Origin of the sequence: Shewanella oncorhynchi (genome assembly GCF_030848765.1) — a bacterium.
Classification (GTDB): domain Bacteria; phylum Pseudomonadota; class Gammaproteobacteria; order Enterobacterales; family Shewanellaceae; genus Shewanella; species Shewanella oncorhynchi.
The window spans coordinates 4312562-4332739 of the sequence record NZ_CP132914.1; the positions used below are offsets into that span (position 1 = coordinate 4312562).

At 46.5% G+C, this 20178-nt stretch carries 17 protein-coding genes and 1 pseudogene; 7 read left to right on the forward strand and 11 right to left on the reverse strand.

Features of this window, described 5'->3' with window-relative positions; genetic code table 11:
* Window positions 1–23: 23 nt before the first annotated feature.
* On the reverse strand, window positions 24–1418 hold the full coding sequence (locus tag RA178_RS19140) for a PhoH family protein (RefSeq protein ID WP_105250289.1): 1395 nt from the start codon (window positions 1416–1418) through the stop codon (window positions 24–26).
* 406 nt (window positions 1419–1824) lie between these two features.
* Here RA178_RS19140 and rapA point away from each other — a divergent pair, with 406 nt between their 5' ends.
* Window positions 1825–4731 (forward strand): RNA polymerase-associated protein RapA, encoded by a 2907-nt coding sequence (gene rapA, locus RA178_RS19145; RefSeq protein ID WP_306683368.1) that lies wholly within the window; start codon window positions 1825–1827, stop codon window positions 4729–4731.
* A 223-nt stretch (window positions 4732–4954) separates the two neighbouring features.
* Window positions 4955–5857 carry a DUF3530 family protein gene (locus tag RA178_RS19150; RefSeq protein WP_173496260.1) on the forward strand — a complete coding sequence of 301 codons (903 nt, stop codon included), beginning with the start codon at window positions 4955–4957 and terminating at the stop codon, window positions 5855–5857.
* Window positions 5858–5892: 35 nt separating this feature from the next.
* Here RA178_RS19150 and RA178_RS19155 read toward each other — a convergent pair whose 3' ends face one another.
* Window positions 5893–6699 (reverse strand): crotonase/enoyl-CoA hydratase family protein, encoded by an 807-nt coding sequence (locus tag RA178_RS19155; protein ID WP_173247591.1) that lies wholly within the window; start codon window positions 6697–6699, stop codon window positions 5893–5895.
* 573 nt (window positions 6700–7272) lie between these two features.
* Here RA178_RS19155 and RA178_RS19160 point away from each other — a divergent pair.
* Together RA178_RS19160 and RA178_RS19165 are read left to right on the forward strand one after the other, a co-directional pair.
* Complete coding sequence (locus tag RA178_RS19160) at window positions 7273–8268, forward strand: response regulator (protein ID WP_028759518.1); 996 nt, start codon at window positions 7273–7275, stop codon at window positions 8266–8268.
* Window positions 8269–8286: 18 nt separating this feature from the next.
* A complete protein-coding gene (locus tag RA178_RS19165; RefSeq protein ID WP_131523954.1) occupies window positions 8287–9261 on the forward strand; it encodes a sensor domain-containing diguanylate cyclase in 975 nt (324 codons plus the stop codon).
* Between the two features lie 82 nt (window positions 9262–9343).
* Here the strand turns inward: RA178_RS19165 and rraB are convergent, their stop codons facing one another.
* The 6 genes from rraB to RA178_RS19195 all read right to left on the reverse strand — a co-directional run bounded on the left by rraB (window position 9344) and on the right by RA178_RS19195 (window position 14216).
* Complete coding sequence (rraB, locus tag RA178_RS19170; RefSeq protein WP_113939164.1) at window positions 9344–9751, reverse strand: ribonuclease E inhibitor RraB; 408 nt, start codon at window positions 9749–9751, stop codon at window positions 9344–9346.
* Window positions 9752–10057: 306 nt separating this feature from the next.
* Window positions 10058–10801: a 1-acylglycerol-3-phosphate O-acyltransferase gene (locus tag RA178_RS19175; RefSeq protein ID WP_105250295.1), complete on the reverse strand. Its 744-nt coding sequence runs from the start codon at window positions 10799–10801 to the stop codon at window positions 10058–10060.
* A gap of 161 nt (window positions 10802–10962) precedes the next feature.
* A complete protein-coding gene (locus RA178_RS19180; protein WP_173496258.1) occupies window positions 10963–11763 on the reverse strand; it encodes a metal ABC transporter permease in 801 nt (266 codons plus the stop codon).
* Window positions 11764–11767: 4 nt separating this feature from the next.
* Entirely contained in the window at window positions 11768–12676 is a 909-nt protein-coding gene (locus RA178_RS19185; RefSeq protein WP_173247598.1) for a metal ABC transporter solute-binding protein, Zn/Mn family, read from the reverse strand.
* Window positions 12660–13844: a hypothetical protein gene (locus tag RA178_RS19190; RefSeq protein ID WP_105250297.1), complete on the reverse strand. Its 1185-nt coding sequence runs from the start codon at window positions 13842–13844 to the stop codon at window positions 12660–12662. The genes RA178_RS19185 and RA178_RS19190 overlap by 17 nt, the downstream gene beginning before the upstream one ends.
* 81 nt (window positions 13845–13925) lie before the next feature.
* Window positions 13926–14216 (reverse strand): ABC-type zinc uptake system zinc chaperone, encoded by a 291-nt coding sequence (locus tag RA178_RS19195; RefSeq protein WP_168827349.1) that lies wholly within the window; start codon window positions 14214–14216, stop codon window positions 13926–13928.
* Window positions 14217–14504: 288 nt separating this feature from the next.
* On the opposite strand from RA178_RS19195, the gene RA178_RS19200 reads away from it, so the two are divergent.
* Window positions 14505–14630 carry a hypothetical protein gene (locus RA178_RS19200; protein ID WP_105250299.1) on the forward strand — a complete coding sequence of 42 codons (126 nt, stop codon included), beginning with the start codon at window positions 14505–14507 and terminating at the stop codon, window positions 14628–14630.
* 145 nt (window positions 14631–14775) lie between these two features.
* On the opposite strand, the gene RA178_RS19205 is transcribed toward RA178_RS19200, so the two are convergent.
* Entirely contained in the window at window positions 14776–15105 is a 330-nt protein-coding gene (locus RA178_RS19205) for a hypothetical protein (RefSeq protein ID WP_113939169.1), read from the reverse strand.
* Between the two features lie 234 nt (window positions 15106–15339).
* On the opposite strand from RA178_RS19205, the gene RA178_RS19210 reads away from it, so the two are divergent.
* Complete coding sequence (locus RA178_RS19210) at window positions 15340–16998, forward strand: mechanosensitive ion channel family protein (RefSeq protein ID WP_173496257.1); 1659 nt, start codon at window positions 15340–15342, stop codon at window positions 16996–16998.
* 84 nt (window positions 16999–17082) lie between these two features.
* On the opposite strand, the gene RA178_RS19215 is transcribed toward RA178_RS19210, so the two are convergent.
* Window positions 17083–18795 (reverse strand): formate--tetrahydrofolate ligase, encoded by a 1713-nt coding sequence (locus tag RA178_RS19215; protein WP_306683375.1) that lies wholly within the window; start codon window positions 18793–18795, stop codon window positions 17083–17085.
* A 167-nt stretch (window positions 18796–18962) separates the two neighbouring features.
* Between RA178_RS19215 and RA178_RS19220 the strand changes: the two are divergent.
* Window positions 18963–19061, forward strand: a pseudogene (locus tag RA178_RS19220) (aldo/keto reductase); the annotation flags it as partial.
* An 80-nt stretch (window positions 19062–19141) separates the two neighbouring features.
* Here RA178_RS19220 and RA178_RS19225 read toward each other — a convergent pair.
* Window positions 19142–19972, reverse strand: a complete 831-nt coding sequence (locus RA178_RS19225; RefSeq protein ID WP_306685429.1) for a MaoC/PaaZ C-terminal domain-containing protein — start codon at window positions 19970–19972, stop codon at window positions 19142–19144.
* Between the last annotated feature and the right edge of the window lie 206 nt (window positions 19973–20178).

Below are 20178 nucleotides of genomic sequence, written 5' to 3' on the forward strand. Positions count from 1 at the left end.
ACCCTAAATTAAACTGACCTGCTTTACAGATGCTCTTCAGCGTATTCCGCTAAGCGTGAACGCACCACGCCATTCAGATACACGTTGGCACTGCCTTCAAAGTCCTTAAAACGTTCGACAATATAGGTTAAACCTGAGGTAACAGCAGTTAAGTAGTTAGAGTCAATTTGCGCTAAGTTACCGCAACAAATCAATTTTGTGCCTTCGCCCATACGGGTGATCATGGTTTTGATCTGCGAGGCAGTGAGGTTTTGGCATTCATCTAATAGCACTATGGAGTTTTGGATCGACCGCCCGCGCATAAAGTTTATCGACTTAAACTGAATGTTAGCCTTCTCCATGATGTAGTTCATGCTGCCCGTGGGATTCACATCATTCTTATGCAGTACTTCGAGCGTATCAGTAATCGCGGCCAGCCACGGCATCATCTTCTCCTCTTCCGTGCCGGGCAAGAAGCCGATAGATTCGGCGATTTCAGGGGTGTTACGGGTGACAATCACTTTATCGTAGCGATTACGCTCGACCACCAGTTCCAACGCTGCAGCCATGGCGAGCAAGGTTTTACCGCAACCCGCTGGGCCAGTTAAGATCACCAGATCGATATCGGGATCGAGCAGCGCCTGCAATGCCATGCCTTGATAGACGTTTTTAGGTTTAACACCCCATGCCTCGAGGTTTTTCACCCGCTCACGGCCTAAATCTAAAATATGTAAATGGGTGTCTGTGCGCTCGATAACACGACCGCAAAAATCAGACTCTGTGTCTATAAGATATTGGTTAATATAAAAATTATCATTTTCGAGGTCTTTGAGCGGTACTTCATGCACTGTATGTCTACCGTGGCGCTCGGTGGAAACCTTGTTCAAGTGCTCCCAAAAATTACCTTCGAACTGGTAAAAGCCTTTACTGAGGAAGCGGATATCATCGATCAACTGGTCAGTTCGATAATCTTCAACCAATTGAATACCCGCACCTTTGGCTTTAAGGCGCATATTGATATCTTTGGTGACTAAGACAACGGTACGGGGATGATGTAGGTTTTGTAGATGTAGCGCGGTATTGATAATGCGATTGTCGTTTCCATCTCCTGGCAGTGCGCCTAAGGTAAAATCGACAAGGTGATCAGGGAAAATTGAGAGCGAACCGACGGCATCGGCATGACCCTCTCGGCTGGGTAAAGGGACGCCATTGATAATCTGCTCAGGGGTAGTTTCACCACCTAGGGTATCTTCCAATGCCCTGATAGCAACCCTAGCATCACGACTCACATCACTCTTTCGATCTTTAATCTGGTCCAACTCTTCTAGCACTGTCATCGGAATGACCACATCGTGCTCTTTAAACGAATAGATCGCCAAAGGTTCATGTAGTAACACATTGGTATCCAGTACAAACAACTTTCTGTCGTCTTGTTCCATGGCGCCTCCAGAGTGCTTCATTAAAGTTTAAACACACTTTTGAGTCTCAATAAAAGTTACACGGCTCCTATTACTGGCTAAGCATATGGCAAAGAATGATCATAAGGTTCAAGTTGATAGCACTTTACTCGCACTTAAACCTTAAGTTGATATTGGCACCAAACTCACAAGATAACAATACAGCAACCATTGTTTACCTTACAGACTCGAAGCAGTGTATAACCGCGGATGTGACATTAGCGTGACAATTTCATGTACTGGCTCGACAATTTTGTCGCTTGTACAATTTGTAATCTAGCACTCTGGGAATTAGGCTCTAACGGGTGAGAGGGCGATTTAAATATCACGAGTATTGGTATAACATACGCGCCCTTTGTTAGAGTCCGCCTAGAAATGAGAATTTAAGATGCCGTTCGCCTTAGGTCAACGTTGGATAAGTGATACCGAGTCAGAGCTTGGTTTAGGAACTGTGGTTCAAGTAGAAGGCCGTATGGTCACTGTATTATTCCCTGCCACGGGTGAGAACCGCATGTTCTCCCGAGCAGAAGCCCCTCTGACACGCGTTATATACAATCCCGGCGATTCGGTTGAAAGCCATGAAGGCTGGAGCCTTGCGGTCAGTGAATTGACCGAGAAAGACGGGATAGTGATCTATCACGGCATTCACAGTGAGACAGGCGAGCAAGCGACACTGCGTGAAACCCTGCTGAACCACAATATTCGTTTCAACAAACCCCAAGACCGTTTATTTGCTGGCCAAATCGATCGCCTCGACCGTTTTGGTGTGCGTTATCAATGCCAAATGTTGCGCCACAAACTGGCCTCATCGGATTTGCTGGGTCTGCAAGGTCCACGTGTTGGACTTATTCCACATCAAATGTGGATTGCCCATGAAGTCGGCCGTCGCTATGCACCGCGTGTACTGTTAGCCGATGAAGTGGGTTTAGGTAAAACCATTGAAGCAGGTCTGATTATTCACCAACAACTGCTGACCGGCCGCGCCGAACGCATTCTGATTATCGTGCCCGATACTCTGCGCCATCAGTGGTTAGTGGAAATGCTGCGCCGCTTTAATCTGCGCTTTTCGGTATTCGATGAAGACCGTTGTGTGGAAGCCTATGCCGATCATGACAATCCTTTCTACACAGAACAGTTAGTGATTTGTTCACTCGAATTACTGCGTAAGAAAAAACGTCTTGATCAAGCCCTAGATGCCGATTGGGATCTGTTAGTCGTTGACGAAGCGCACCACTTAGAATGGACCGAAGAAGCGCCAAGCCGCGCCTATCAAGTGGTTGAAGCATTAAGCGAAGTCATCCCAGGCGTTTTGCTGTTAACCGCAACGCCGGATCAACTTGGCCATGAAAGTCACTTCGCCCGTTTGCGTCTGCTCGATCCGAATCGTTTCTACGATTACGATGCTTTCTTAGCTGAAGAAGACAGTTATAAAGACGTCGCCATTGCCGCCGAAGCCTTGGCTGGCAACGCTAAATTACCCGATGCCGCCATCAACAGCTTGACCGAATTACTGGGCGAGAAAGACATCAGCCCAAGTATTCGTTTAATCCAAGCCGACGGTATTGATGCCGAAGTACAACAGGCCGCCCGCAGCGAATTACTGCAAGAATTACTCGACCGTCACGGTACTGGCCGCGTGTTATACCGTAACAGTCGCGCCTCAGTAAAAGGCTTTCCTAAGCGTTTCTTTAACGCTTACCCACACGCCATGCCAGATCAATATCAAACTGCAGCACGCGTCAGCGGCATGATGGGCGGACACAAGTCATTAGAGGCGAAAGCGGCGCAAGCCCTGAGCCCTGAAAAACTGTATCAAGAATTTGAAGATAACAGCGCCAGTTGGTGGAAGTTCGATCCCCGTGTGGATTGGTTAATTGAGTTCTTAAAATCCCACCGCAGCAAAAAAGTGCTGATCATCGCCAGCCAAGCGGAAACGGCACTGAGCTTAGAAGAAGCCCTGCGCACTCGCGAAGGGATTCAAGCGACGGTATTCCACGAAGGCATGTCGATTATCGAGCGCGATAAAGCCGGCGCTTACTTTGCCCAAGAGGAAGGCGGCGCACAGGCGCTGATCTGTTCTGAAATTGGTTCTGAAGGTCGTAACTTCCAGTTTGCCAGCCACTTAGTGCTGTTCGATCTGCCGCTAAACCCCGATCTATTGGAACAGCGAATCGGTCGTTTAGACCGTATCGGCCAGAAAAATGATATCCAAATTCACTTGCCATACCTTGAAGATACTGCCCAAGAACGTTTGATGCAGTGGTATCACCAAGGGCTAAATGCCTTTGAACTCACTTGTCCGAGTGGTCATGTGCTTTACAGTGAATTTGCCGAAGATCTGCTAAACGTGCTTGTGGGTGATGACAGCGATGAGCTGACAAACCTGCTCAATCACACCCAGAGCCGTTATAAAGAACTCAAGCACGCCATGGAGCAAGGCCGCGATAAGCTGCTGGAAATCAACTCACACGGCGGCGAGAAGGCACTGGCAATCGTCAACCGCCTTGCCCAAAGTGACGGTGATACTCATTTAATCGGCTCAGTGATCCGTCTGTGGGATATTATCGGTGTTGATCAAGAAGATAAGGGTGAAAACTCGATTATTCTGCGACCGAGTGAGCACATGATGTTCCCAACTTATCCTGGCTTGCCAGAAGATGGCGTAACAGTGACCTTTGATCGTGACACAGCGTTATCACGCGATGATATTGCGCTGATCACCCAAGAGCATCCGCTGGTGCAAACGGGGCTAGATCTGATCACAGGTTCTGAAACTGGCACCACCAGCGTCGCAATTCTAAAGAATAAAGCCCTGCCAGCAGGCACCTTATTCTTAGAACTCATCTACATGGCCGATGCTTCTGCACCTAAGTCGAGCCAGTTGTACCGTTATTTACCGCCTACCCCCATTCGTGTGTTGCTGGATAAAAACGGTAACGACCTATCGGCTAAAGTGGATTACGCCAGTTTCGATAAGCAATTAAGCGCGGTGAATCGTCACATTGGCGGCAAGTTAGTCACGGCATCTCAGCCTATTTTGCATCCACTATTTGCTAAGGGTGAAGAATATGCTCAAGTGGTTGTCGATGAAATGGTCGCCCAAGCCAGAGAGAAAATGACTCAGCAACTGAGCGCAGAGCTTGATCGTTTAGAGTCACTCAAGGCGGTGAACCCCAATATCCGTGAGGAAGAATTGGAATACCTGCGCAATCAGATGCAAGAGTTAAACACTTATCTAGATGCCAGCCAGTTACAACTCGATGCGATCCGTATGGTGCTCGTCAGCCACGTATAGATCCAAGCGGAACAGCAGGTTTCCATCAATTAGCCCAGCCTCAGCGTTGGGCTTTTTTATGCCCTGTGGCTTTCGATTCAAAGTGGCCTTTTATTACAAGTGACTTTTTATACTAAATGACAGGTGCAATTCTTTGGCGAGGAAAATTCACTTTTTGGTAATTGTTCAGGTTATACTCAAACACTGATGAATTTATGAGACTACACAGGTGGTTATCAATTCTATGCCGCGCATTCTTTCACTCCTCTTTTGCCTCATTCTCGGCATCACAACCATCGCTACCTACGCGGCAGACACGACAACAACTCCGCCAACATCCGCGCCAGCCGAAATCAGTGCCAAAAAGTCGAATCACAGCTATCTACCCACAAATGAAATTAAACAAATCACGATTGATAATCAGCCCTACGATTTGTTAGTGCGACCATGGGAAGGTAAAAAGAAACTTGGTGCGGCGATAATCCTGCCCGCCACCAATGGTACCGCAGACGCGCCTGGATTGATGGCGTTTGTACGCCGCAATATCAATCCTGCCGGTTGGGCCAGCTTAAGTTTAACTCCGCCAACTGAAATGCCCGCAGCTAACTTTGCTACCGCCGCTACTGAAGTGACCTCGCCTGGCGCCGCGCAATTAAGCTCACCGTCCAACAAACCAAGCCCTAAAATCAAGCCCGAAGATAACAGCAAGCACCAGCAAGAGCAGGAAGATTTTCTCGTCAAAAGCATGTCGCAGTTAGATGCCGTCGGTGCAGATTATGCAGGAAAACGTATTTTGATCACCGCCGACCAAAGTGCAGGATTATTGATTAGCCTATTAAGCCAGAAGAAGATTGCCGATCCCGATGTGCTGATTGTCATCAATCCCTATCGAGAAGACGAACAGCGTAATCAAGCACTCGCAGAACAACTGGCAAAACTCACGCTGCCCATTTTAGATATTCAATCGCCAGACGGTCACCCAGCCTCATTAGAAACAGCCGACAATCGCAAAAAACTCGCGGTGACCTTAGAAAGCCCTAACTATCGCCAAACTACCCTAGCGCTCAATTTAGATAACGAGAGCGCATGGCAGAATTGCTTAAATGCGATTAAAGGCTTTTCTGCCCGAATGAGCGGCGCGCAGTAAAAACGGCGATTCAAGCTAATTCAGACAAAATAGCATTACCAACCCGATTGTCGATCCCGATAGGGTTTCTGCGGATCTTTCAGCTGACGCGTCGCCGCTATCTTGCTATTTTTGCCTAACAATAACCGAATCTGACTAATAGACTCGCGGCACAGCAGACTACGGATAGAAGCAGTCCAACTGCGATTAATGCTAAGTTTGATGGCCGCAGCAGCATCCGGTGAGGTTTGCATCAGTTGCCGCGCCAATTGCTCAGCGGCTTCCATGGGCGTCTCACTCACTTGTGTCACGAGTCCTAAGGCCAGCGCTTCATGACTCTCAAGCACTTTTGCCGTCAGGCTAAGTAACATGGCTTGATCCTTAGGCATAATTTGCCTTAATGCGACTAAACCCGCCATATCTGGCACGAGTCCCCATTTGGCTTCCATGATAGATAACTTACTGTCGTGGCTAGCAATACGCAGATCTGCGCCTAAAGCGATCTGCATACCGCCGCCATAGCAACAGCCCTCAAGCACAGCAATCACTGGCACAGGCAAGGTTTGCCAACCTAGTGACACCCGCTGTGCCAAATTCGCATTCCCCGGTAAACCCTTAAACAGTAACTTAACTGCATGCATCGGTGCCGACATCACGCTTTTGACATCAAGCCCTGAACTAAAATGCCCACCCGCTCCCGAGAGGATCACGGCTCGCACCGCACGATTGGATTTAATACTTTTAATCGCGCAGTCAAGCTCACTAAACATTAAATAGTTAATAGCATTCATTTTTTCAGGACGATTAAGCAACACGTAGGCGATGCCATCATCGATTTTAACTTGTACACTTTGGCCACTCATGAAATATTCCGTTACTGGTCAGTCCAGAATAAATGTTAACACGTTTGGCATAATTCACTAAAAGATATAACATGAGCCTGTTTTTTGACTTAAGTCAAAATATTGCCAATTCCATCATGGATTGAAGGCAACTTATGTTAGGCTGTCATCACTACGTGCAGTAATCCTAATGTATTTTTCGATTAGATAGCCTTAGCAAGCTCAATAATTAAGCGTATTTAACCGCTAGCTATTTAACTGCTAAAAATCGACACCAGTATCGCAATGCTACCTGCAGCGAAGGATGATTGGGCAGCCATATATGGATTCTATAGTCCTTTTTTAGTCACTATATCCTTGTTATTTACTAAACATTAGCCAGTTCGATTTAAGATTCAGCATGATTTGATTCAACAATGATTCAACAATGATTCAAATTTTAATGCCATCAGAAAATATAAATTTATCAATGATATCTATAAGTTACATATAAAAGATATTAATCAGACTTGCCCGAAGAACGCAATTCGTCAGTCAGACCTAAAAAATAAGTGTTATCTTCAATAAATGGGCAAATAAGGATCACTAGTCAGCATGTCAATATCTGTACTCATCTGTGACGATTCCGCCATGGCACGTAAGCAAATGGCCCGCACACTCCCCAAAGAGTGGGATGTGGAAATAACTTATGCGACCAATGGTGCCGAAGGCCTTGATGCCATCCGCGCTGGAAAAGGCGAAGTGGTGTTTCTCGATCTCAACATGCCTGTAATGGACGGTTATGAAGTACTGCAAACAGTGCAGCAACAGGACTTACCCGCGCTGATTATTGTGGTATCCGGCGATATTCAAATCAAAGCTCACGAGCGGGTTAAAGCCTTGGGTGCGTTAGATTTTATTCAAAAACCGGTGAGCGCCGATGCCATCAGCAACATTTTACAAGATTACGGCATCTTAACGCTGACGCAGAAAGATCTCACCGACGAAGTCCCGATGATCAAAGTCGACATGCGCGACGCTTGCCAAGAAATAGCCAACGTTGCCATGGGACGCGCCGCCGATCTGTTAGCTAAGTTACTCGATGTATTCGTGTTACTACCTATCCCTAATGTGAACGTGCTTGAAGTCAGTGAGTTAACCATGGCGCTCAAAGCCACGGAAGAAAGCTCAACTGTATCAGCGCTCTGCCAAGGTTTTATCGGTGCGGGTATTGCGGGAGAAGCCCTGCTTTTGTTCCATGATTCCAGCTTTAAAGACATGGCCAAGTTGATGGGATTAGCTAATCCAGAAGACAAAAATACTGAGATAGAAGTCCTAATTGATACTGGAAACGTACTGATAGGCGCTTTCCTTAACGGCATTTCTGAACAGCTCGATATGAAATTTAGTCAGGCTCACCCTGTCGTGCTGGGACGGCACTGCACGGTTAACGATCTGATCCATGATAATTCAGAGAAATGGCACCGAACTTTGGCAATGGAGATCAACTATCGGATTGAAGATCATAATATTCAATGCGATTTGCTACTGCTCTTCACCGAGGATTCTATCCCCACACTTAGCTATAAACTCGGCTATTTACTCGATTAACCAGTTGGATTTTATCCTATGTCAAATGACCAAAGCGCAATGAACGAACTACACTGGCTCATCGATATGGTACAAACCATAGAGGTGGGATTAGTGGTATTAGATCGCCATTACAATATCCAGCTGTGGAACGGTTTTATGGAGAATCACAGCGGTGTTTCCCCTAATTCAATCAAAGGTCAAAACCTATTTACCCGCTTCCCCGATCTGCCTGCCACTTGGTTAAAGCAGAAAATGGAATCGGTTTTCATGCTTAAAAACCGTGCTTTTATCAGCTGGGAACAACGTCCGTACGTTTTCCAATTTAAAAACTATCGCCCGATTACAGGCCGTGCAGACTATATGTACCAGAACGTGACCCTGCTGCCGCTGGCATCGCTCACGGGACAAGTGACCCATATCAGTGTGATTATTTATGACGTGACAGATATCGCCATCAACAAATTGCAACTTAAAGCTGCCAACGAACAACTCGAACGCCTTAGCCAAACCGATGGTCTAACTCAGTTGCACAACCGTCGTCATTGGCAAGAGTGTTTAGACCACGAGTACGACTTGTATGCCCGCTACTCAGGTATAGCAAGTTTAGTCATGATAGATATCGATAACTTTAAACATATCAACGACAGCTATGGTCATGTGGCGGGTGATAAAGTCATTCAGCATATCGCCCACTTACTCAGCCAATCCTTACGTGATACTGACTGTGCAGGGCGTTATGGCGGCGAAGAATTTGCGGTTGTATTGCCTAAAACCAGCGGCGCAGATGCGATGAACTTTACCGAGCGACTCAGGGAGAAAATCGCCGCATCCGTCATAGTGTATGAAAGCCTTAAGATTACTGTGACGGTAAGTTTAGGCGTATGTGAAATTGGCTCCCATATTACCAGCAGTTCTAGCTGGATCTCTTGCTCCGATAAAGCCCTGTACGAAGCGAAACAAAAAGGCCGTAACTGCAGTGTTTTACATACGAGTAAAACAAGTAAATCCTAAATATACCCATTAAAAATGCCCATCAATGATGGGCATTTTTATTTAAAACGAGTGGAGATTAAACTCGAGATCCGCAAACGAATTAATGAGGGAAACCATCATCTTCTTCGTCTTCATCTTCTTCGTCATCCATTTCATCGCCGACGAAATAGGTGCCCCAACCGTCATATTCCACTTTCTGCTTTACCGCTAATTGCAGCAATTGCTCGGCCGCTTTGTCCAGTAATTCAACATCCAGTTTGTGGTGTGCGACAGCATCGAAACAGAAGATAATTGAACCATCCTCCAGTTCCATTTCTTCGGCATCATTCACCTCAAAACCTAATTTGAAGGCATCCACAGCCGCTTTTTCAAGACGGTCAAAATTGGTCGATGAAAAGTGATGCTCAATAACATATTCCGCATCAGGCTCTGAGCCATCGTCAAGCAGGGCTTGCACTATGTCACGATTCTCTGCAAGTTGGGCTTTTAACTGACTTTCAATAGACATGGATTTGTCTCCGTTAAGGTAAATCTGGCTCAAATTGGCATTATACCCAAACAACCTGAAGATGCAGGATTCAGCGGGAATTTAACGCACTTTAGGCAAGGCGGTTATTTGCAGACCTAGCGGGCTAAGTTAAAAATAACCAACTCAGCATAAAGTGCTTTAAAACCCGCCGGGACGGAGCGCCTAGGGCACTCCATTTCCGTGTTGCATCAATTCAAAAGGTGACCGACATTCTTTCATTGATGCGCCTTGAATTGAAGCACCCTAGGCGCTCTGAAACTCGTATCTTCAGGTAGCTTGGGTATATTATACGTCATCACTCGCGAGAGTTTTACCCATAAGTGCTGCCGCTTCTTGATTTATCTCAGCAAATCTCGCCGACATGCTGGCATGAATTTGCGCAGAGAAGTTTTTCACATCGGCTTTATCTAAACCTGCGGTCGGCACAGGTGCCATCATATCGATGATGACGACACCATTATTCCAGCGATTTAACTTAATATGGCTCTGACACGAAGCAACCACTGGCACCACTGGCACTCCCGCCGCGATTGCAGTATGGAAAGCTCCCGCTTTAAAAGGTAACAGACCACGACCACGCGAACGTGTACCTTCAGGAAAAATCCATACGGATAGATTCTTCTGCTTAATTTTTTCAACCGTTTTAGCCATAGTATCAAAGGCACTGTGACGGTTTTTACGGTCGATAAGAATATTACCTGACAACCAATAGATTTGACCGAATAGCGGCATCCACGCCAAACTCTTCTTGCCTAAACTCACTGTACCTTTAGGAACTGCTGTCGTGTGAGTAAAGAGATCAAAGTTATTCTGATGATTTGCTAAGAAAATATACGGGCCGTCCTGCACATCTTCGTGCCGGCGAACAATCACTTTAATCCCAAGGATTGGCGCAACCGATGAGAAGATCTTGGCGAACATATGTACATTGTCGCGATGGCGAGGCCTTAATAAACACACTAAGCCACCAAAAATAAAGGCAAGCAACAAAGATACCGCCAACAACATTGATCTGACGATTAAAAGCACGATTTACTCCGACTGTAAAAGTGGCGACAGTATAGCCACCATGGCTTTGGGACTCAATATATTGTTTACATCTGTAAGCTGACTTGCTAACAAGCAAGCAAAAAAGCCCATCGATATACTGAACCTCCAGTGTATCGATGGGCTTTAAGATTAATATCGAACTAAGCGTGGTGCTTGGGTAGGATTTCAGACTCAGTTGCCTGAGGCGAGACTTTACTTAACACAAAGCGGATCACTAAGGCACTCACGGCCAAAGTCGCGACAATTGCCGCACCACTAGGGAGGTCTAAGGTCGCCGATAGAACTAAGCCCAAAACATAGCCCAGTAAACCGACGAGGTAAGCGTAAAATAGCCGACCTTTACCACGGTACTTGTTCAACGCTAAAGCTGGCAATATCAGGGTACTGAACACCAGATAAACGCCTACTAATTCCACCGATAAGGTAATCACTAGCGCAAATAGCAGATAAAATCCTGCCCCGTCTAACATCTGGGGGCGTAGGAATATCGCTAATAACACCAGTGAATACACTACGGCCGGCAAAATCAGTTGTGACCAACTTACCCACAGGATCTGACCTGACATCAATTGCTTTAACAACTCGGCGCCATGTGGGTCGTTTGCCAGCAACAGCATTGCGGCCACCGCAGACAAGACGTAAAAGCAGCCAATCATAGCCTCCAACTCACCCGCCATACGCTTAGCTAACCAAGCGATAAACCCTGCACCCGCAAGGGCAAACAGCGCTGGCATCCACACATTAGCAAACGGCATATCTTCTAATCTGTGGTCCATGTGAGCGACAATCGCGCCTAAAGCGGCAACTTGCGCTATCGCTAAATCAATAAAAATGATGCCACGCTTAAGCACTTGTCTCCCAAGTACAATATGCGTCGACAACACTAAGATCCCCGCTGCCAATGCAGGTAACAGAATCGACATCAGCTCAAGATCAAACATAGGTTTATTTCACTCCATTTAAGAGGGAAATCACGCTGTCATACAGGCTAAATAAATCTTGGCTCTTATCATTCCCCCCCACAGACATAGGCAGCATTACCACGGGCAAGTTCGCTTTTTCACCCAGCCATTTTGCACCGCGCTCATCCTGATAAGATGCCACAACTACGGCCAGAATATCCCCCTGCTCGGCGCGCGTCAGCAGACTCGCTAAGTGGCCACTAGTGGGGGCTAAACCCGGTTTTGGCTCTAAATCTGCCACTTGCTCGATACCAATCCAGTTGAATAAGTATCTAAAGCTAGAGTGGTAAGCGATCACTTTTTTACCTTGTAATCCCTTAGCTTGCGCTTCCCAACGTGGGACAGCAGCTTGCCAGCGAGTGGTAAAATCTGCCAGTGACTGTTGATAATCGGCCCCGCCAGCAGGATCTAACTGAACCAGCTTAGCACTCAATGCCGTGGCGACTTTTAACAGTCGGGTCGGGTCAAAATGAATATGTGGATTGCCTTGAGCATGCACATCACCCATGCTGCGATCGACAGTGGCCAGTTTATCTAAGGTCTCGATTTGATCGGCAGCGAAAAATAAGCCTTGCTCGGTCGAGCGCACTTTTGCGTTTGCCGACTTCATCTGCAGCATAGGCAACCAACCCACTTCAAGATCGGCACCTGCGCACACCACAAGATCCGCCTGACGCATTTTAGCGATCAAACTCGGACGCGCCTGCACTTGGTGAGGGTCTTGTAATGCCGTCGTTGCCGAATAGATGCTAGCCGTTGGAGCAAGCTCCTTGGTCAATGCCGCGTATTCAGGTTCACAGGCAAACACATTCAGCTCGGCATGGGCCAAACCAGTGTAAGTGACAGATAAGGCCACTGCGGCCAATTTAGCTAAATTAGAATTGATGCGCACCGTGAGCCCCCAGAGACATAATGTATTGAATAGTGAAGATGTTATCGTCTTCTATTCCATCGAAGTTAGTACCCTTTTGATTGGTATACTGGAAACGAACCGTTGAAAAATGGCTAGAATGCCAAGCCAAACTCACCTCCGATTCCTTCAACTTTTGCCCATGAAAATGATCGCCATGGAGCTCTTGGGTATCCGCTTCACCGTAACGCACACCCGCTGACCAGCTAGGCGTGAATTGGTACACACTGCTCAAATACCAACCTTGGTGATAATCTTGGCTCGGTGCATCCTCAGGATGTAAATCGATAGGAGTAAAATCGCTCACGCGATAGTACTCACCGCTCACAGTGAGATTTTGATATTTGTAGTTACCGTTAGGCGCCCACTTATAAACAAAATCAGCACCATAGGTATTTTTACCTGTGTAAGATGCGGCATGGCTATGACCTTCGTGCTCATCACCATGGGCATGCTCATCTTCATGTTCCCCTTCTTCATGGGCAGTCACTTGGCCATTTTCGTTGCGCAAGTAACTCAACCCCGCTTGCCATGAGCTGTTATCGCCTATGTCGCCACCAATTTTTGAGTACAAGGTATAAACACCGACCTTCTTAAACTCACGCTCACCATGCTCATCGGCAGCACGTAAACTATCGCCTTTAAAGGCTTCAACGCCCATGGTCCAATACAAGTCCGTCGGCGCTACGTAGTTAAAACGTATACCGTCATCAAAATAATGTCCCCCTAAGAATGCACGGTAAACCACAGGACGGTCGGTAAAGGAATCAGTATGTAAATGTTGGTTATTGAGGTAACCAATGTCCGATAAGAAACGGCCACCACGGATAGAAAACCCCGCTGGCATCGCCATGGTTTGAATAAAGGCTTCTTCCAGATTCAGTTCCGTCTCACCGTCATGCATTTCAACTACTGCGGTGATTTTACCGTAAAACATATCATCGATATTGGCACTCATCGCCAGTTCAGTTTCACCTAAACCAAAGCCATCTGGACTCTCGGCTAATGGGCGTTCTCCCGTCTGATAATATCCATTTAGCACACCACTGATATTAGGGTTGGTCAAGCTCGAGTCTTCTGCAAATAAGCTAGGCGAAACGAGCGCACACGCCAAAGCCACCAAAGAAATTCGGGTATTTAAAACAGTCATGATATCTCCAAAATACAACTAGCACTCGACGACTGATATAAAGTCATCAAGAAATACAATAAGTTAAAATTTTAAGTTGATTTAGAGAGCGAAGGGAGGCGCACGACTGCGATAAACACTGACGTGTTCAAAAATAGAGGAAGGTAAAATAAATTCGACCACATCGAAATGCTGTATAGCTAAATTCAGCGTCAGCGGATGGGTCAATAAAATCTTGTTGAGTTGGTGTTGATGGAAGCACAGGGTACAGTGAGTCTTAGCGCCATCATCAAGATGGGTCACACTATGGGCTGAGGCAGCAAGAGACAGCAATATCAGTACGGCAGCAAGCCATATCGAAATTGTGCGTCTAATGTGACTTTTAAGTCTCACTCAGTCGTCCCCATAGTTAAAAAGTTGCATAAGTCTATGTCAGTGCCATAGCAAGTTGCAATAAGGTAATCGCTTTGCAAAAGGTTACAAGATATTTGAGGTACCCAGTCTTACCAATAACTTCTTGTTTCAATAGCGGTAGGATCTTGTGAGAACTCAGGTAAAAAAACGCATTTAAGATTAGCTTAAGTGAGTGTAACTATAGTGTATTTAGTTTTTATGTCTGCGAGCACAATGACGAAATCAAGCTCGTTATGGCTCCGTTTTATCCACCTAAAGGCAACTATTATGCTAGCATTTTTTCGTGAAAACTTAGGGCTTATCTTAGGGATAGTCATCTTCAGCGCGGTGATATTTGGTGGTATTTATTACGTTGAGCACTCCTTAACGAGTCAAGAACAAGTCGTGCAGTAAACAAAGACTCATTAAGCGCGGCTGAAGTTCACCCCTTAAACCCTCTTAGTTGCATTTTGAGCGCCTGCTAAAGGCGCTCAAATGATGTTCGTCTCTGGAAAATTTACCGCCGATTTTCCTATCCATAACGAATCCACTTATTAGCCTAACGATACTTCTGTCTTTGATCGCTATCATCGACTTGCTCGGGCGCTTCAATGGTGATGACTTGATCCATAAAATGGCTCACAAACAACAACATCAACGAAAAAATCATTACAGGGATCGCAAAATACCGCACAGAGGCATCAAAGTAACTGTATCCCGCCGTAAACACACTCAAATAAAATCCTAATAACTTGAGTTTAGCCAATGTTGGACTGCGGCCTAACCAAGCCGCACAATGGGGACAACGCACTTGAGCGTCGAAACCTTTGCCTCTTTGCTGGCTAATGTCACTGACCTTGATGTACTGATTACAATGGGAACACAACATGAAAACACGATTCCTAAATAACGATGCGCAAGTTTACCAGATACCGACTAGAGTTCGGCCTGTAAATAGCCAAAATGTCGGAAAAAGCAGATAAAGCACCGCACTCAAGGTTAAGCTCAAATCAACCCTTCCCAAAAAAGTTTAATTCCAAGGGCTATTTCACTCGCAGATATTTTACAGTAAATCCGGCAACATCTATCATACTCAGACATATTTCTACTTAAGATCACTCCTATGCACCGCTACCTCGCTCTCGTGTTTGCCCTGCTAATACCACTACTCAGCCTTTCATCCCAAGCGCAAACTGAACCAGTCACTGCAACCGAAAGCCCATCCAGCACTCCTGTAACGCTCAAGACAGAACTGGCAATGCTGCAACAGGCTATCGATACGGATATACGTAAACTAAAAAATGCCAAAGGCGAATTGAAGACAATTGTTGAATATCGAATTCAAAACAAAACCTTACAGTTACGTAATAAGATTAAAGATCTGCTCGAAGCAACGCCAATCGACAAAGCTTTTCTGCAACCATTAATCCAAGGACAACTTAACTACATCCAACAAATTGATGCTTATATCGATGACAACATTAGTAAATTAGAACAGCAATTAGGTTCGAGCACAGATGATGCGACTCTGCTGGAAATATCAAAGCGCGAATTAGAAAAAGACACCTATTACAAGCAACAACTCGAGACGCTCACTTGGCTCGAACAAGTTGGCCAAGATATTAGCGAAGCACAAAAATCACTGATGCAAATTTTAGTAGCACGTGCCGATACGCTAGAAAGTTTAGTGACTTATACCCAGCAGCAACTACAAGCAGCAATCGATACCGCAACCAATGCAGGTAAAGATGTCACTTCGGCGCAAACCAGCCACGTAATGATGCTAAAGGAACGCTTAGCACAAAATAGTCAGAGCTTAAATATCGACATCAGCCTACTCGACGCCTTAGGCCATGATACCGCCGCGCTGAAAAAGACACTCTTTAGTGTTTCAGGTGATATCACTCAAGATGTGTTGAACTTTGATGTGGCATCAAGTCTCGTTGAGCAGTGGCTAAATACGGCACAAGAACAAGCGATTAATCACGGCCCAACCGTCGTGTTTAAGTTATTTGTTTTCTGTTTGATCTTGTTTATTGCGGGTCTCGCTGGCAAGTTAGCCAAACAGATAGTGAAAAATACCGTTAGCAATTCTAAGTTGAATTTAAGTAAGTTATTACAAGACTTCTTCACCTCGCTATCAGGTAAAGCCGTCTTTACTATCGGGCTGTTAATCGCCCTTTCACAGCTTGGGATCGAACTTGGTCCCCTGCTCGCAGGCTTTGGTATCGCGGGTGTTATTATTGGTTTTGCCCTGCAAGATACCCTGTCGAATTTCGCCTCAGGCATGATGATCTTAATTTACCGTCCCTATGATGTGGGCGATTTGATCAACGCCGCTGGCGTCACCGGACGCGTCAGTCACATGAGCCTTGTCTCCACCACGATTAAAACCATGGATAACCAACGTCTTATTATTCCTAATAATAAGATTTGGGGTGACACAATTAACAACATCACAGCTGAGCATCAACGTCGAGTCGATATGACCTTTGGGATCAGTTATAGCGACAGCATCGAACAGGCTGAAGCGATTCTCAAGTCTATCGTCGAAGCGCATCCTAAGGTACAACCATTGCCAGAACCGACGATTAAACTACATCTATTGAGCGAATCTTCGGTCGACTTTATCGTTCGCCCTTGGGCAAAACCGGAAGATTACTGGGAAGTGTATTGGGACATTACCCGCGAAGTGAAAATGCGCTTTGACGCCGAAGGGATCAGTATTCCCTTCCCACAGCGTGATGTGCATATCTATCAAACTACGAAATCACCGCTTTAAACCTGCGTTAAACGAGAGAAGAAGGGCGTTGCAATGAGCTCGCCCTTATTTTTATCTCTGGCCTATCAATCTCTGCATCAAGTGTTAGCCTAAGCCGACTATCTCACCTTGCGCATCAATATCAATTTTTAAGTAACCCGGTTTCAGCCCAAGTCCTGGCATAGTCATCACATTCCCCACCAAGGCGGTGATAAACCCCGCACCAGCATGCAAAACTAAATCCCGCACTGGGATCTCAAAGTCCTGAGGAACGCCCTTTAAGCTAGGATCGTGACTAATTGATAACGGCGTTTTGGCCATACACAGGGGCAAATGTCCATAACCTAATACGGTCAGCTGCTGCGCCTGTTGTTTGGCCTCGATAGAAAGGCTAACGCCCGCTGCGCCATACCCCACCTCGGCTAAGGTGGATAACTTAGCCTCCAATGAGGCTTCATCTGAATATAACAGCTTGAACTGACTCTCGGTTTCAGCGGCGCGAAACACAGTCTGCGCTAAGGCGATAGCGCCCGCCTCCCCTTGGCTAAAAGCATCGCTGACCTCACAGCCAAAGGCGCTGCTCGCGTTAACAGCCGCAGTTAGCCATTGCAACTCGGCATCAGTATCAGTGGCGAAACGGTTAATGGCAACCACCACCGGAATACCATAGCGAGCCACATTGTTGATATGCCAGTTTAAATTTGCAAAGCCCGCTTCGAGTCGAGCCTGATCTGGGGTATTGATATCTGACTCAGACACCAAACCACTATTGGCCTTCAGCGCTTTTAAGGTGGTGACCAGCACAGCGGCAGCAGGCACCTGACCCGATTGACGCACCTTGATATTACAGAACTTTTCAAAGCCCATATCTGATCCAAAACCAGCTTCAGTCACCACAAAATCCGCCAGTCTGAGGGCGATATCATCGGCAATAATGGATGAATTACCGTGGGCAATATTGGCAAAGGGTCCCGCATGGATAAGGCAAGGTGAACCATTTAAGGTCTGCATTAACGTCGGCTTTATCGCATCCGCCATGATGGCCGTCATCGCACCAGCGACACCGAAGTCTTCGGCGGTAATCACTTGCCCTTGGATATTTAAGGCCAGCACTAAACGACCGATCCGCGCCCGCATATCCGCCAAATTATGACTTAAGGCTAAAATCGCCATTAACTCTGAGGCGGCGGTGATATCAAAACTGGAGGCGTACTCTGGGCCATTATTATCGCCTAAGCCCACCTGGATTTGCCTAAGACAGCGATCGTTGTGATCGACCACTCGGTGCCAACGAATCTCATTGGGATCGATATCTAAAAACGCTTGCCCAGATTGCGCCTCAAATTCCGCCTTACCTAAGCGCGCTTCATGAAATAGCCGCGCCGCAATCGCTGCAGCCCCTAAATTGTGGGCACTGCTCACGGCATGAATATCACCCGTGAGATGCAAATTCATCTCCTGCATGGGCACCACTTGCGCATAACCGCCACCCGCAGCGCCACCTTTCACCCCAAATACAGGCCCCATGCTGGGCTGGCGAATACAGGCACAGGCCTTTTTGCCTATGGCATTTAACGATTGCGTTAAGCCAATGCTCGTCACTGTTTTACCTTCACCGTGAGGCGTAGGCGTGACTGCGGTGACGATAATCAATTTGCCTTTGCGTTGCCCAGCTAAACGCTGCAACACACTGAGCTCGACCTTGGCTTTAGTGTGACCAAATTGCATCATCTCTTCGGGTAATAGACCTAAGTCGGCGCCCAGTTCATTAATGTCTTTTAGGCTAGCGCGATTCGAAATATCCATATCTGTCAGCATGCGTCGATTTCTCCCTTTCAAATACGCTTTGGTTTAGTATGAGGGGTTGCTAAGCACAACACTCATTGAATAGGGCGGATATTAGGTGATTGGCTTTAAGATATATAGCCATCGAAAGGGTTAATGAGCGATTCCTTAATCTGCATCAAATAATCTGCCCTGCGTCCGAGCGGATAAAGAGTGCCGTCGCCGCCAATGAGATCCAGCTCGATCGCCAACAATGGTTCAGTATCTGGCAGGCATCTATGGGTCACAGCGTACCTTGATTTTTGTTTCTCAAAAGCAACAACCATAAACAACAACGGCGCCAGAAGGCGCCGTTGTTGTATGTATTATTGAGTGCGGCTTAAAACTGCACATCGCCACTTAAATGAGGTCGACGGCCTTTGCTGTCACGTAATTCAAATACCATATTATTAGCATTCTGCTCATAGCCAAATCCAACATCGGCAGGCATCAAAAGTGGCAGTTTAAAGGTCACATCCACAGTGAATGGACGATCGCCAATACTTGGCATCAACTCTGCTAAACAACGGGCCTTAGACCACATGCCATGCGCGAGAACGCGATCAAAGCCAAAACGCTTTGAAAGCACTGGATGCAGATGGATCAAGTTATAGTCGCCAGATGCCTTAGCATAACGACGACCTAAATCTTCACTCAAACTCCAGCTTTGTGGTGTTTCCCATGCCATATCAATGGCTTTAGGTGGGCGAACGCGACGCCCAGCAACATCGATACGATATAAATAGGTGGATAGCGATTCCCAGACGAGTTCTTCATCCACAAACGCCTTAGACACAAATTCAAACTCTAAGCCAGAATCCGTCTCGCGGCTCGTGGTCAAAGCGCACTCGAGGGAGAAAGTCTCGTCCACCGTCACAGGCCGATACACTTGAATGCGGTTCTTAAGGTGGATCATCCCAAGCAGTGGGAAAGTGATCCCATCGTGGGTAAAGATCACCGCATGCAGGCGAAATGCCATCACGTAGAGATAGGTTGGCGGTAGAACTTTACCGTCAAATTGAAAACCACACACCTGCGCATATTGGCTTACTTTAGCTTCAGACACAGTCACATGCGGCGCGGTCACCTTGATTTGGGGCAACGGCTGTTGATCCCAACCAGGCTTACGGCCAAAGAAGATCTTGCGATAAAGAGAAAACAGCGACGGCATCGCGTTCAATTCAACACAATATGCATTATTCAAGTCTGAGTACCTTTTAATTAACTATCCCTTGGCACAAAAATACATTGCCATAAATTACCCCGCACAGACGAGTAACGTCTGATCAATCAAGCTGATAACGAGTGTAAAACAGGCAGTGCTGCGTCTTAATAAGGGCTGATGCTGACTCTCCGAATGGACAACTATACCCAAAC

Coding starts and splice junctions, on each gene's coding strand:
- RA178_RS19225 (WP_306685429.1), bottom strand. CDS start 19,972: ATGCCGTCGCTGTTTTCTCTTTATCGCAAGATCTTCTTTGGCCGTAAG.
- RA178_RS19200 (WP_105250299.1), top strand. CDS start 14,505: ATGCTAGCATTTTTTCGTGAAAACTTAGGGCTTATCTTAGGGATAGTC.
- RA178_RS19155 (WP_173247591.1), bottom strand. CDS start 6,699: ATGAGTGGCCAAAGTGTACAAGTTAAAATCGATGATGGCATCGCCTAC.
- RA178_RS19190 (WP_105250297.1), bottom strand. CDS start 13,844: ATGACTGTTTTAAATACCCGAATTTCTTTGGTGGCTTTGGCGTGTGCG.
- RA178_RS19160 (WP_028759518.1), top strand. CDS start 7,273: ATGTCAATATCTGTACTCATCTGTGACGATTCCGCCATGGCACGTAAG.
- RA178_RS19150 (WP_173496260.1), top strand. CDS start 4,955: ATGCCGCGCATTCTTTCACTCCTCTTTTGCCTCATTCTCGGCATCACA.
- RA178_RS19140 (WP_105250289.1), bottom strand. CDS start 1,418: ATGGAACAAGACGACAGAAAGTTGTTTGTACTGGATACCAATGTGTTA.
- RA178_RS19210 (WP_173496257.1), top strand. CDS start 15,340: ATGCACCGCTACCTCGCTCTCGTGTTTGCCCTGCTAATACCACTACTC.
- rraB (WP_113939164.1), bottom strand. CDS start 9,751: ATGTCTATTGAAAGTCAGTTAAAAGCCCAACTTGCAGAGAATCGTGAC.
- RA178_RS19180 (WP_173496258.1), bottom strand. CDS start 11,763: ATGTTTGATCTTGAGCTGATGTCGATTCTGTTACCTGCATTGGCAGCG.
- RA178_RS19215 (WP_306683375.1), bottom strand. CDS start 18,795: ATGCTGACAGATATGGATATTTCGAATCGCGCTAGCCTAAAAGACATT.
- RA178_RS19165 (WP_131523954.1), top strand. CDS start 8,287: ATGTCAAATGACCAAAGCGCAATGAACGAACTACACTGGCTCATCGAT.
- rapA (WP_306683368.1), top strand. CDS start 1,825: ATGCCGTTCGCCTTAGGTCAACGTTGGATAAGTGATACCGAGTCAGAG.
- RA178_RS19205 (WP_113939169.1), bottom strand. CDS start 15,105: ATGTTGTGTTCCCATTGTAATCAGTACATCAAGGTCAGTGACATTAGC.